Origin of the sequence: Mucilaginibacter pineti (genome assembly GCF_900101875.1) — a bacterium.
Taxonomy (GTDB): Bacteria; Bacteroidota; Bacteroidia; order Sphingobacteriales; family Sphingobacteriaceae; genus Mucilaginibacter; species Mucilaginibacter pineti.
Map to the genome: position 1 here is coordinate 19,968 of NZ_FNAI01000002.1, position 13,289 is coordinate 33,256.

A 13,289-nucleotide genomic window follows, 5' to 3' on the forward strand; every position below is an offset into this window, starting at 1 on the left:
GGTGTTAGAGTTTAGAATTTCCCCTTTAGGGTTTAGGATTTATAAAAAATGGCAAAAAGAATAATTATTAGCGGTGGCGGAACAGGAGGACATATCTTCCCGGCTATTTCTATTGCCAATGCTTTAAAAAATATCGATCCCGAAACCGAGATCCTTTTCGTGGGCGCTTTGGGACGCATGGAAATGGAAAAGGTGCCGGCTGCCGGTTACAAGATCATTGGTCTTGATATCCGTGGCATTCAGCGCGATTCTATCTGGAAAAACGTAATGTTCCCGGTTAAACTGGTAAACAGCGTACGCAAGGCACTGCAGATCATTAAAGATTTTAAACCCGATGCTGCGGTTGGTGTTGGTGGGTATGCTTCCGGGCCGCTGTTGTATGCGGCATCTATGAAAAAGATCCCATACCTTATTCAGGAGCAAAACTCCTATGCGGGTATCACCAATAAATGGCTGGGTAAAGGTGCTACAAAAATTTGCGTGGCCTTTGATAATATGGATCAGTTTTTCCCTGCCAATAAGATCATTAAAACCGGTAATCCTATCCGTAAAGATGCGGTTAACATTGCCGGCAAACATATGCAGGCGCTGGAACTGTTTAAGCTATCGGCATTCAAGAAAACCATACTGGTAACAGGTGGCAGCCTGGGTGCGCGTACGCTGAACAACAGCATCATGGCCGGTTTAGATAAACTGATAGCCGCCGATGTGCAGGTGATATGGCAAACAGGTAAATTTTATTACAAAGGCATCATTGAAAAACTGGGCGAAGATTATCACCCGGATATTAAGATAAGGGAATTTTTAACCCGTATGGACCTGGCCTATGCCGCTGCCGATATCATTATATCGCGGGCTGGTGCAGGAACTATTGCAGAGTTGTGCATGGTTAAAAAACCGGTGATCCTGGTGCCATCGCCCAATGTGGCCGAAGATCATCAGACTAAAAACGCGCTGGCCCTGGTGCAGGAAGATGCCGCCGTTTTTGTGGCCGACAGGGATGCCCCCGAAAAACTGGTAGACCGCGCGCTGGAACTATTGAACGACCGCGACCTGCAAAAGAAAGTAAGTACTAACATAGCCAAAATGGCTATGCCAAATGCCGATGAGGTAATAGCTCAGGAGCTGATAAAGATAATACACAACAATTAAAATTATGGTCCTCTCTCACCCAAAAGGGGGAGGGCCTTTTTTAAAAACAAATTGAAAATGGAACTACGCAACATACAAAGGGTTTACCTGGTGGGCATAGGCGGCATCGGGATGAGCGGCCTGGCCCGCTATTTCCATCATTTAGGCTGTATTGTTTGTGGTTACGATAAAACGGTGACGGATCTTACCAACGATCTGCACAACGAGGGCATCCAGATCTGCTTTGAAGATAATGCCGATTGTATTCCCATGAGCTTTCATGAGCCATGTGATGATACGCTTATTATTTACACGCCGGCCATCCCTAAAGATTCGGCCGTGTTAAATTACTTTAAAAACAAAGGGTTCGAGTTGTTTAAGCGTTCGCAGGTATTGGGCCTTATCAGCAAAAGCTCGTATACAATAGCCGTTGCCGGCACGCATGGAAAAACCACCACCTCAACAATGGTGGCTCACTTGCTTAAAGCATCTGGTAATGATTGCTCGGCATTTTTGGGCGGTATTTCATCAAACTACCAAACCAACGTGCTTTACGGCAAAAACGATGTTATGGTGGTGGAGGCCGATGAGTACGACCGTTCGTTTTTAACACTGTACCCGGATGTGGCCATCATTACATCAATGGATGCCGACCACCTGGATATTTATGGCGATCACGCGCACCTGACAGAATCATTCAAACTGTTTGCATCGCAAATAAAGGATGGCGGTACGCTGGTGCATAAAAAAGGTTTACCGTTGGATACAGGTTACACGTATTCGGCCAGTGATGCAACGGCAGATGCCCATGCAGCCAACATCCGTATTGAGGATGGTGATTTTTATTTCGATTTTATAAATGCCGACCTCACCATTGCCGATATAAGAATGGGCATTGCGGGTACGCATAATGTAGAGAACGCAGTTGCGGCCATTGAGGCAGTTTTAAGCCTGAAGATCCCGGCTGATGCTATAAAAAGTGCGCTGGCATCCTTCAGGGGAGTTAAGCGCCGGTTTGAATATATTGTTAAAACACCGCAGCATATTTACATTGATGACTATGCCCATCATCCCGAAGAACTGCGGGCCTGTATATCGTCAGTAAAAAAACTGTATCCTAATAAAAAGCTGACCACAATTTTTCAGCCGCACCTGTATACCCGCACCCGCGATTTTGCTGATGGCTTTGCCGAAGTGCTGGATATGGTTGATGAACTGATCATGCTGGATATTTACCCGGCCCGTGAATTACCTATAGAAGGCGTAACATCAGATATGTTATTGAACCGGATGCACCTGCAAAACAAGCGCAAGCTTACCAAGCAGGAAGCCCTTGATGCCGTAAAAAGCGAACAGCCGGAATTACTGTTAACAGTGGGTGCCGGTGATATTGATACGTTAGTACATCCTTTAAAAGATATTTTACAAAATGGATAAGAAACTCCTGATAAAGCGCCTGCTGATAGGTTGTGCCTGGGTTATAAGCCTTGGTGGCCTTGTGGTGCTTATGAGTTTCATCGAAAGTAAAAAATCTTCGGTAGTATGTACGGCGGTTAAGGTTAATACGGGCAGCGAGTTTTTTATAGATAAGCAGGAGGTTGATCAGATACTGCAAACCAGCAGTCACACCCTTATAGGGCAAAAGCTGGAAAATATTAATATCCAGGATCTGGAAAACAAATTAAAGGCAAATCCATTTATTGAGTTTGCAAAGGTATATTATGAAATGAACGGCGTGCTTAGGGTTGATGTAAGTCAGCGCCAGCCCATACTGCGGGTAATGAATCATTATGATATGGATTTCTATATCGATCAGCATGGTTTAAAAATACCATTATCGTCAAACTTTACGGCCAAGGTATTGGTGGCCAATGGCTATATCGATGAACTGTTTGCCAACCATGTCGATTCGCTGCACACACAACTGGCGAAAGACCTGTTCCGCACGGCCGATTTTATCCGTAAAGATTCATTATGGGATGCCCAGATAGCGCAGATTTATGTAAACAACGATCACGAAATTGAACTTATTCCACGCGTAGGCACACAAAGGATACTGATAGGCAATGCCGATTCATTACAGGTAAAGCTTAACAACCTGCTGGCTTTTTACAAGCAGGTGCTGCCGCAGGTTGGCTGGGATAAGTACAGTAAAATAAATATTAAGTATACCAACCAGGTAATAGGTATAAAAAATGAACTCACCAAGGTAGATTCGCTGAAAGCTATAGCAATTAAGCGCGATTCGCTGAAAATGAAAAAAGATACATCTCAAATTAAAATGTAATATGGACAAAAGCTCAACTCAAGACAAAAGTTCGCCAATTGTAGTAGGATTGGATATCGGAACGACAAAAATATGCGCCATTGTGGGTCGCAGGAGCAAGAATGGGAAAATTGAGGTATTAGGAATTGGTAAAGCCGAATCCGCGGGTGTAACGCGTGGTATGGTTTCAAACATAGATAAAACAGTGCAGGGTATTACCCAGGCAGTTGATGTAGCCGGGGCTCAATCCAATGTAGATATAAAGGTGGTGTTTGTAGGCATAGCCGGTCAGCACATTAAAAGCCTGCAGCACCGTGGCCTTATAACCCGTCGTGACTTGCAGTCAGAGATAAGCCGCAAGGATATCGATAAGCTGATTGAGGATATGTACAACCTGGTAATGCCTCCGGGCGAGGATATCATACACGTATTACCGCAGGAATTTACGGTAGATAACGAACCGGGTATTAAAGACCCTATTGGTATGGCAGGCGTACGTTTGGAAGCCAACTTCCATATCATAAGCGGCCAGGTTACTGCTATCAAAAACATTGTAAAATGCGTTAACAAAGCCAGCCTGGAAAGCCAGGACCTGATACTGGAACCATTGGCATCTTCTGAATCTGTTTTGAGCGACGAGGAAAAAGAAGCGGGTGTAGTATTGGTTGATATTGGTGGTGGTACTACAGATGTGGCCATATTCCACGAGGGTATCATTCGTCATACAGCGGTAATTCCGTTTGGCGGTAACAGCGTAACCGAGGATATCCGCGAGGGTTGTTCGGTAATGCGCAACATAGCCGAGCAGTTGAAAGTAAGGTTCGGATCGGCCCTGGCAGATGAGAACAAAGAGAACGAGATAGTTTGCGTACCCGGCTTACGTGGCCGCGAACCAAAAGAGATCAGCGTAAAAAATCTGGCCTACGTTATCCAGGCCCGTATGGAAGAAATTGTAGAGCATGTATACTACGAGATAAAATCATCCGGCTACGAGAAAAAACTGATTGCCGGTATTGTAATAACAGGTGGCGGCGCGCAGCTTAAACACCTGCGCCAGCTGGTAGAGTTTGTTACCGGGTTAGATTGCCGCGTGGGTTACCCAACCGAGCATTTGGCCAAAAACGAGGTGCTGCCAAAAAATATTTACGAGGAGCTGCAAAGCCCAACATTTGCTACCGGTATTGGTTTGCTGATTAAAGGCATCCAGAAAACGGAGTACATGAATGCCGATCAGCCGGTGGTAAGAAGCGAAAAACCGAAGTTTGAAAGCAAAGGAAAAGAGGGCGGTTTGTTTGACAGGTTACTGAAAAAAAGTATCACATTTATTAAGGACGATATAAAGGACGAGGACTTTTTAAAGTAGTAGCAAGTAGTTAGTATCAAGTATCAGGATTTTGGGAAAATAGATTAAAAACTTTGGTAGTCGTGATACTTGATACTAACTGCTTGATACCTAAAGTATAATAATTATTCACAATGGTTAACTTTTCCACATATCGACATTTGTGGAAAACTGTTGTGGAAAATGTATTATTATTACGATGGTAAAATCTAAATATTGGTTGAATCACATATAGCTGAAAACGAAGATTATGCATTTTGAGATGTTAAAAGAAAAATCGTCAATCATCAAAGTAATTGGTGTTGGCGGTGGTGGTGGTAACGCTGTAAACCATATGTACAGGTCTGGAATAACCGGTGTAGACTTTATAATTTGTAACACCGATGCCCAGGCGCTGGAGCTTAGCCCTATACCCAACAAGGTGCAATTGGGCGCAAGCCTTACCGAAGGTATGGGAGCAGGTTCGATACCCGAAGTAGGTAAAAACTCAGCTATTGAAAATATCGACGATATTAAACAAATGCTGGGCGCCAATACCAAAATGCTGTTCATTACGGCTGGTATGGGTGGTGGTACAGGTACAGGCGCAAGCCCTATCATAGCCAAAGCCGCCCGCGAAATGGATATTTTAACCGTTGGTATTATTACCACACCGTTCTCCTTTGAAGGTAAACGCCGTAAAATGCAGGCCGATGCCGGATTAGAAGAACTGAAAAAATATGTCGATTCGTTTTTGGTGATCTCCAACGACAGGCTTCGCCAGATATTCGGAAACTTAACCATGAGCTCGGCTTTTGCACAGGCCGATGATATATTAACCACAGCCGCCAAAGGTATAGCCGAGATCATAACCTTACCGGGTTACATCAACGTTGACTTTAAGGATGTGCGCACCGTAATGAAAGACAGCGGCGTATCTATCATGGGTAGCAGTACTGCCGACGGTGAAGGTCGCGCATTAAAAGCGGTTGAAGGTGCCTTGTCATCTCCGTTATTGAAAGATAACGAAATTGAGGGTGCACGTTATATTTTGCTTAACATCAGCTCGGGCCTTAAAGAGGTAACCATGGATGAAGTAAGCATCATTACCGATTACATACAGGAAGAAGCCGGCCTTGCTGCCGATTTGATATGGGGTAATTGCGTTGACGAAAATTTAGGCGATAAATTATCGGTAACTATAATTGCCACAGGTTTCCAAACCAAGGATGAGCGCGAAAAAGAAAACAGCAACAAAAAGATCATATCTATGCTGGAGCCCGAGGCCAAACAAATGGTTAAACCCGTAAATGAGTTTATAAACCCTGTTAAAGCCGATGCTACAGCCGAGCCTTATATGAAACAACCGGCTGAGCCAAAACAAACAGGCTTGTTTGATATGTTTGCCCGTGCCGAAGAGCCTCAACAGGAAGAGCTGGTTGTAAAATATAACCTTGCCGAAGAAGAAGCAGAAGAAGATAACGAGCCGGATACCGCAGGTTTCACCTTTAAAATGAGTGAACCTGAATCATATACTCCCGTTAAGGAAGAATATAAGCCAGCTCCCGCTCCTGAACCGGAGCCCGAGCCGGAACCAGTTGTTGGCGCCGATGATCATAAAACCAATGAATCAATGGAGGAGCAGCTTAAAAAATCACGCGAGCGTATCATGCGCTTAAAAGATTTGAGCATGAAGCTGCGTACGGGCAATATCCAGGAATTGGAAAACGTACCTGCCTACAAACGCAAGGAAATAGCACTACAGGATACCCCACAATCTGACGAAAGCCAGATCTCCAGGTTCAGCCTGATGCCCGATACCGATGGCAACACCGGGATCGTAAAGAACAATTCTTTTTTACATGATAATGTGGACTAAGGGAGTAAGGACAAAAGACTGAAAGATAAAAGACCATAATAACTATGAGCAGGAAAGCTATCACAAAATTAATTTGTTGATAGCTTTTCTGTTTTAAGATGAAGTCCTTTAGTCCTTCGTCTATAAGTCCTTATTCTAACAAAGTTATAACCTATTCTAAAAAGTTATAGCTATTGTTTGGCGCTGTATTTACGGCTATATTTGCACTTTACTAACTTTAAACGGTAATTATTTTGGATTTATTTGATAAAATAACAAAAAGCATGGGTGGGCCGCTTGGTCAGCACCAAAAGTGGTCACATGGTTATTTTTCATTTCCTAAACTGGAAGGGGAAATTGGACCGCACATGCAGTTCAATGGGAAAGAGCATTTAGTATGGAGCCTGAATAATTACCTGGGTTTGGCCAACCATCCCGAAGTAAGGGAGGCTGATGCTAAAGCTGCTGCCGATTACGGTATGGCATACCCTATGGGTGCCCGTATGATGTCTGGTAATTCCATTCACCACGAAGAGCTGGAAAACAACCTTGCCGATTTTGTTGGCAAACAGGCTGCCTTTTTGCTTAACTACGGCTACCAGGGTATGGTATCTATTATTGATGCCCTTGTTGACAGGAACGATGTGATAGTATATGATGCCGAATCACACGCTTGTATAATTGATGGCGTACGCCTGCACATGGGTAAACGCTTTGTTTATCAGCATAACGATATGGAAAGCTGCGAAAAACAGCTGGAGCGTGCCACCAAACTAACCGAACAAACCGGTGGTGGTATATTACTAATCACCGAAGGTGTATTTGGTATGTCTGGCGCGCAGGGTAAACTTAAAGAAGTGGTTGAACTTAAAAAGAAATTCAACTTCCGTTTAGTGGTTGATGATGCACATGGTTTTGGCACAATGGGTAAAACCGGTGCCGGTACACATGAGGAGCAGGATGTTATTGACGGGGTTGACGTATACTTTGCCACCTTTGCCAAATCAATGGCAGGCATTGGTGCCTTTGTGGCCGCCGATGAAGAGATAGTTCATTTTTTACGTTACAATATGCGTTCGCAAACATTTGCCAAAGCATTACCTATGCCAATGGTATTAGGTCTTAAAAAACGTTTCGAACTGTTGAAATCTCAACCGCAGCTGCGCGAAAAACTTTGGGAAGTAGCTACAACGCTGCAAAAAGGTTTAAAAGAGCGTGGCTTTAACCTGGGTGTTACCAATACCATGGTTACCCCGGTATTTTTGGAGGGCGACCTTTATGAAGCCACCAGCTTAACCCGCGACTTACGCGAAAACTACGGGATCTTCTGTTCAATAGTTATCTACCCGGTTATTCCAAGGGGATTGATCCTGTTGCGCCTGATACCAACCGCAATGCACTCATTAGCCGATGTACAACGTACACTTGATGCCTACACCGAAATGGGTGAAAAGCTAAAAGCCGGTTATTACAAAGAAAACAAACTGGAAATAGCGTAGCTACAGATGTGCAGATTTCAAATGTGCAGATTTCAGATGATATAAACCCAGGACGGGCCTCAATTTTGAGGCCCGTCCTGGGTTATAAGGGGCTTTTGTCATCCTGAACGTAGTGAAGGATCTGTTGTGCGATATGTAAGGTTGATTTTCACAGTCACGAATAGATCCTTCACTACGTTCAGGATGACAAACTAAGGTAAATGGCTGTCATGCTTTAACAAATCCTGTCATTGCGCGGAACGAAGCAATCCCACAGGGCAGGTAGCACACTTAGCGCGGCGGAATAGCATAATGAGATTGCCACGCTGCGCTCGCAATGACAAGTTTGATAAATTTTCTCCTTTAATATAATAATCGGCATTTGTGCCAACACTTTTTATTGCCATATTTGTTCACCAAACATTGTTATCACCCCACAATAAAATAATATACTTATGCAGGAATTAGATCCATCCATACTTCAAAAAGTTAATACCTGGCTTCAGGGAAATTATGATGCTGATGTTAAACAGCAAATTCAAAAATTGCTTGATGATAAAGCATATACCGAGTTAACAGATTCATTTTACCGCGATCTTGAATTTGGAACCGGTGGTTTGCGCGGTATCATGGGCCCGGGCTCAAACCGTATTAATAAATACACCATTGGCGCGGCTACACAAGGCCTGGCTAACTACCTTAAAAAAACCTATCCCGGCGAAAAAATTAAGGTGGCCATTGCGCATGACAGCCGTAACAATGCCGATCTTTTTTCGCAGATAACGGCCGAAGTTTTTTCGGCCAATGATATTTATGTATACTTTTTTAAAGCGCTGCGCCCTACGCCCGAGTTATCTTTTGCGGTACGCCAGCTGGGTTGCAAAAGCGGTGTAATGCTTACCGCGTCGCATAATCCGAAGGAGTACAATGGCTACAAGGCTTACGGTGCTGATGGTGGTCAGTTTGTATCGCCACATGATACTGCCGTTATGGATGAGGTAGCAAAGATTAGTAGCATAGATGAAGTGAAGTTTAACCGTGTTGATACCAATATAGAGCAAATAGGCGAGGAGATAGACGAACTTTACCTGGATGGGATAACCAAGCTTTCGGTATCAAAAGATGCTATAAAACGCCAAAAAGACCTTAAAATCGTATTCTCGCCAATTCATGGTACCGGTATCACGCTGGTGCCTATAGCTTTGGAGCGTTTTGGATTTGAGAATGTGATTTTGGTTGATGAGCAAACCACGCCCGATGGTAATTTCCCTACGGTGATCTATCCAAATCCCGAAGAAAAGGAAGCCCTTACACTTGCCCTTAAAAAAGCGCAGGAAACCGATGCCGACCTTGTGCTGGCTACCGACCCTGATGCCGACCGTGTAGGTATCGCCGTAAAAAATACTGATAACGAGTTTATATTGCTTAATGGTAACCAAACCGGCAGTATGCTGATCAATTACCTGCTAAGCGCATGGGAAGAGAACGGCAAGCTTACCGGTAAGGAATACATTGTTAAAACCATTGTAACATCTAACCTTATTGAGCAGATTGCCAAAGCCAAAAATGTTACTTATTACAATACCCTAACCGGCTTTAAATACATTGGCGAACTGATGACCCAGTTTGAAGGTAAACAAACCTTCATAGGCGGCGGTGAAGAAAGCTACGGCTATCTTATTGGCGAGCTTGTTCGGGATAAAGATGCGGTAATTTCCAGCGCGTTCATTGCCGAAATGACGGCTTATTATAAGGATAAAGGCAGCAGCCTGTTCGAGGCTTTGATAGACACTTATATTCAATATGGTTTCTATAAAGAAAAGCTGATCTCGATAACTAAAAAAGGAAAAACCGGTGCCGAAGAAATTAAGGCAATGATGGAGAAATTCCGCGTTAATCCGCCGGCAACCCTGGGCGGCTCAAAAGTTATCACTCTTAAGGATTATGAACTAAGCGTTGAAACCGACCTGACCACCAATACCACCAAAGCAATTGAACTGCCAAAATCAGATGTGCTGCAGTTTATTACCGAGGATGGCAGTATCATTTCGGCCCGTCCGTCTGGTACCGAGCCTAAGATAAAATTCTATTGCAGCGTAAATGGCAAACTGGCCAGTAAAGAAGCGTACAAGGAAACTGACAAACAACTGGATGCCAAAATTGACACCATAATGCAGGATCTGGGTGTTTAAGGTTTATCTCTTTTAGAATAAAAAAGCGGTTGGTTCATATGGAGCCAACCGCTTTTTTATTGGATAATCTTAAAATAAGTTTGTCATCCTGAGCGGAGCGAAGGATCTACTCATGGCCATGCAAATCAGATATGCAAATCGCACAATAGATCCTTCGTTCCTCAGGATGACAAAATGGAAATAAAAAAGCTGTTGCCCCAACAGGGCAACAGCTTTTTAAAAATACAATGACCTAATGACCAATGACTCAATGACCAAGCAAATTAATGACTAACCGGGTTATCGGCTCTTTTAAGTGTTCCGTTGATGTATAGTATCTGGTTTACTTTTTTAGGATCGCCCTGGTAAACCCATACAATGTTGTTGATGTAGGTACGGAAAGCGTCGCTTACCTGTTCGGTGGTAAGTTTCTTTACATCGTTAACCAGTGTCAGGGAGCGTTTCCAGTTGTTAAATAGCACCTCGTTTGATGCTATGGACGATGCCTGGGCACTGTTGGTTTCGTTTTTATAGTAAAAGCCGGTAAGATATGTAACCTTCATATTGGCAACCTCTTCCGGTTTAAAACCTTCGGTTTTAATTTTGTCAACCAGTTTATCAAACACGGCTATGTATTTATCGGGCTGGGTGGTTGATACCGAAAACTTGGCTACTGATGTTTGACCAACGCTAAACCAGGCACCAGGCGCATATGACAAACCATTGTTGGTACGCACATCTAAAAAATGGCGATCGGCAAAAATACGCATGGCTACGTTAAATGCATCAAAATCGGGTTTGCCGGGCTGCGGACCGCTGGTTATACCTTCTACATAATTGGTAGCCAGATCCCTTGATTCTACATTGATAGAGTTTTTATAAACCCTGAAAAACGATTTCTTAAATTCAAAAGCCGGACCTTGTTTAATGGTGCTCAACATAGCTTTTACCTTAGCCTCAATGGTGGCTTTATCCAAATCGGCAACCACCACAACCAACAGGCGGGATTTGGTCAGGATAGATTGATAGTATGCCTTTGTTTCTTCCGGGGTTAATTTGCTGATGATGTCAACCGTTCCGCTGGGGTCTTTAGCATAATCGCGGTTGGCGAAAGCTATTTTATCGGCAAATTTATCAATAGCCGCATCTGGCTGTGAATCCTCTTGTTTTAAGTTGTTTATAGCATCCTGCTTAATGCGGGTAAATTCCTTGGCATCAAACTTAGGTTGGGTTATGGCTTCGGTATATAGCGGCCATACGGTATCAAAATCGCTTTTAATACAGTTCATGCGGATTACGGCGTAGTTTTTATTGCTGAACCCGTAAACGGTGGCGCTCACTTTTTCCAGCTGATCCTTAAAGCTGTTTTTGTCGTGCTTTAACGTTCCGCATTCGGTAAGTGCGCTTATAGCCATCGATTCGATGCCCATTTTATTGGCAGGATAATTTTGTACACCGCCTTTAATAATGGTTTGTATCTCCACAATGTCGTTACCGCTTGGCTGCACAATAACCTTTACACCATCAACCATGGTTTCGTAAGCCGCGTTTTGTGCCTGTACTGTTTTTATATTTCCTATCGCCGCTGCAATAAGCAGGGTGAATACATATTTTTTAATCATGATAAGAGATCTTTAAATTTACTTAGCTACAAAAAATGAAGCCACATTTGATTGTTTACTTAACTCTGGCGCTATGATAATGCCCGCCGCGTATGGCTTGCCTACTATATAAGTGTTCAGGAATTTTTCAATATCGGCGCGGGTTACTTTCTGATAATTACTATCCAAATCGGTATAAAAATCAAGCGAGGTGCTGCACCACTGGTAGCTCAGCTGGCTGGCCAGGGTTGATGGCTTTTCTTTGCGCTTAACGCTGTTTCTGAGTAATATCGCTTTTGCATCCTTTAACTGCTCGTCGGTAAAGTAATCGGCTTTGCCAAATTGGCTCACCTGGTTCATGATCTCATCATAACATTCCTTAAGCTTTGTAGGATTTGGCGTAACGTTCATATCTACAGGGCCAACGTATTTGCTGGTGGTGTAGCCAACGTATACACCGCTGGCCAGGCCTTTGTCAACTAAAGACTGCTGTAATTTTGATGAATTTAAACCAACAATGGTCGAAAATACATCGGCAGCAATAACCGAAGCCGAATCTGTAAGGTACGACGGGCCCTGCCATGAAAACTGCATAGACGGTGTTTGCGCTATAGTTGTTTCCTTTACAAAGTATGCGCTTTTGGTTAAAGGTTTAAACGGCGGGATAGGGTATTTTTCGTGCGGATTGAAGCCGCTGCTTTCCCAATCGCCAAAGATCTTTTCGGCAAGGGCAAATGCTGCTTCATGTTTTACATCGCCGCAAATAGTCAGCAAACTGTTGTTGGGGAAGTAGTACTTGTTTTTGATGATCATCATCTTCTCCGGCGTAGCCGTATTGATCACTTCATGGATGCCGATGGGGTTTTTACGGGTGATAAGATCGCCCCAAAGTTTTTCCTGTATGGTAAACCATAACTGAAAATCGGGACTGCTCTCGGCACGTTGAAATTCGCCATCAACAACCGGGCGTTCCTTTTTCATGTCCTCCTCGCGGTAAATAGGAAAACGGATGGCGGCGTTCATGAATTTTAAACCCGCGTTAAGGCTGTCCCTGTCAAAGGTAAAGAAGTAATTTACGCGTTCCACATCGGTGGTGCCGTTCCAGATGGCGCCAAGTTCCTGCGTGCGTTTTAAAAAAGCTTCCTGGTTAGGATAATCCTTGTTGGCCTTGAAAAACATGTGCTCAAAAAGATGCGACAGACCGCTAAACTCGGGCCCTTCGGTGTAAGCACCGTTTTTTACAGCAATTTCAATGGTAGCCAGCGGCACCTTGCTGTTTTCAATAACAACAACTTCCAATCCGTTTGGAAGCTTTTTCCAGAAGTAACCTTCCGGCAGGCGGGGTTGGGCAATTGCGCAGCAAAAGCTAAACACCCCGGCAACACTAAGTGTTAAAGTTTTGATAAAATTCCGGGTCATATATTTATAAATTGTTTAAGCACAATAAATATCGGTAATTATAC

At 43.7% G+C, this 13,289-nt stretch carries 9 protein-coding genes; 7 read left to right on the forward strand and 2 right to left on the reverse strand.

Annotation, left to right across the window (positions count from 1 at the left end):
• The first annotated feature begins 48 nt into the window (after window positions 1-48).
• The 7 genes from murG to BLS59_RS04450 all read left to right on the forward strand — a co-directional run bounded on the left by murG (window position 49) and on the right by BLS59_RS04450 (window position 10,246).
• Window positions 49-1,152: an undecaprenyldiphospho-muramoylpentapeptide beta-N-acetylglucosaminyltransferase gene (gene murG, locus BLS59_RS04420; protein ID WP_091145160.1), complete on the forward strand. Its 1,104-nt coding sequence runs from the start codon at window positions 49-51 to the stop codon at window positions 1,150-1,152.
• Window positions 1,153-1,209: 57 nt separating this feature from the next.
• Complete coding sequence (gene murC, locus BLS59_RS04425; RefSeq protein ID WP_091145166.1) at window positions 1,210-2,568, forward strand: UDP-N-acetylmuramate--L-alanine ligase; 1,359 nt, start codon at window positions 1,210-1,212, stop codon at window positions 2,566-2,568.
• A complete protein-coding gene (locus BLS59_RS04430; protein ID WP_091145170.1) occupies window positions 2,561-3,418 on the forward strand; it encodes a cell division protein FtsQ/DivIB in 858 nt (285 codons plus the stop codon). Before murC ends, BLS59_RS04430 begins: the two co-directional genes overlap by 8 nt.
• Window position 3,419: 1 nt before the next feature.
• On the forward strand, window positions 3,420-4,760 hold the full coding sequence (gene ftsA, locus BLS59_RS04435) for a cell division protein FtsA (RefSeq protein WP_091145174.1): 1,341 nt from the start codon (window positions 3,420-3,422) through the stop codon (window positions 4,758-4,760).
• Window positions 4,761-4,989: 229 nt separating this feature from the next.
• On the forward strand, window positions 4,990-6,597 hold the full coding sequence (gene ftsZ, locus BLS59_RS04440) for a cell division protein FtsZ (protein WP_091145177.1): 1,608 nt from the start codon (window positions 4,990-4,992) through the stop codon (window positions 6,595-6,597).
• 233 nt (window positions 6,598-6,830) lie between these two features.
• Window positions 6,831-8,075 carry an aminotransferase class I/II-fold pyridoxal phosphate-dependent enzyme gene (locus tag BLS59_RS04445; protein ID WP_091145180.1) on the forward strand — a complete coding sequence of 415 codons (1,245 nt, stop codon included), beginning with the start codon at window positions 6,831-6,833 and terminating at the stop codon, window positions 8,073-8,075.
• Between the two features lie 434 nt (window positions 8,076-8,509).
• On the forward strand, window positions 8,510-10,246 hold the full coding sequence (locus tag BLS59_RS04450) for a phospho-sugar mutase (protein ID WP_091145186.1): 1,737 nt from the start codon (window positions 8,510-8,512) through the stop codon (window positions 10,244-10,246).
• A 263-nt stretch (window positions 10,247-10,509) separates the two neighbouring features.
• On the opposite strand, the gene BLS59_RS04455 is transcribed toward BLS59_RS04450, so the two are convergent.
• Together BLS59_RS04455 and BLS59_RS04460 are read right to left on the reverse strand one after the other, a co-directional pair.
• The gene (locus BLS59_RS04455) at window positions 10,510-11,847 is read right to left on the reverse strand and encodes a M16 family metallopeptidase (protein WP_091145189.1); all 1,338 of its coding nucleotides are present in this window, start codon (window positions 11,845-11,847) and stop codon (window positions 10,510-10,512) included.
• Window positions 11,848-11,865: 18 nt separating this feature from the next.
• Entirely contained in the window at window positions 11,866-13,245 is a 1,380-nt protein-coding gene (locus BLS59_RS04460; RefSeq protein ID WP_091145192.1) for a M16 family metallopeptidase, read from the reverse strand.
• Window positions 13,246-13,289 lie beyond the last annotated feature (44 nt).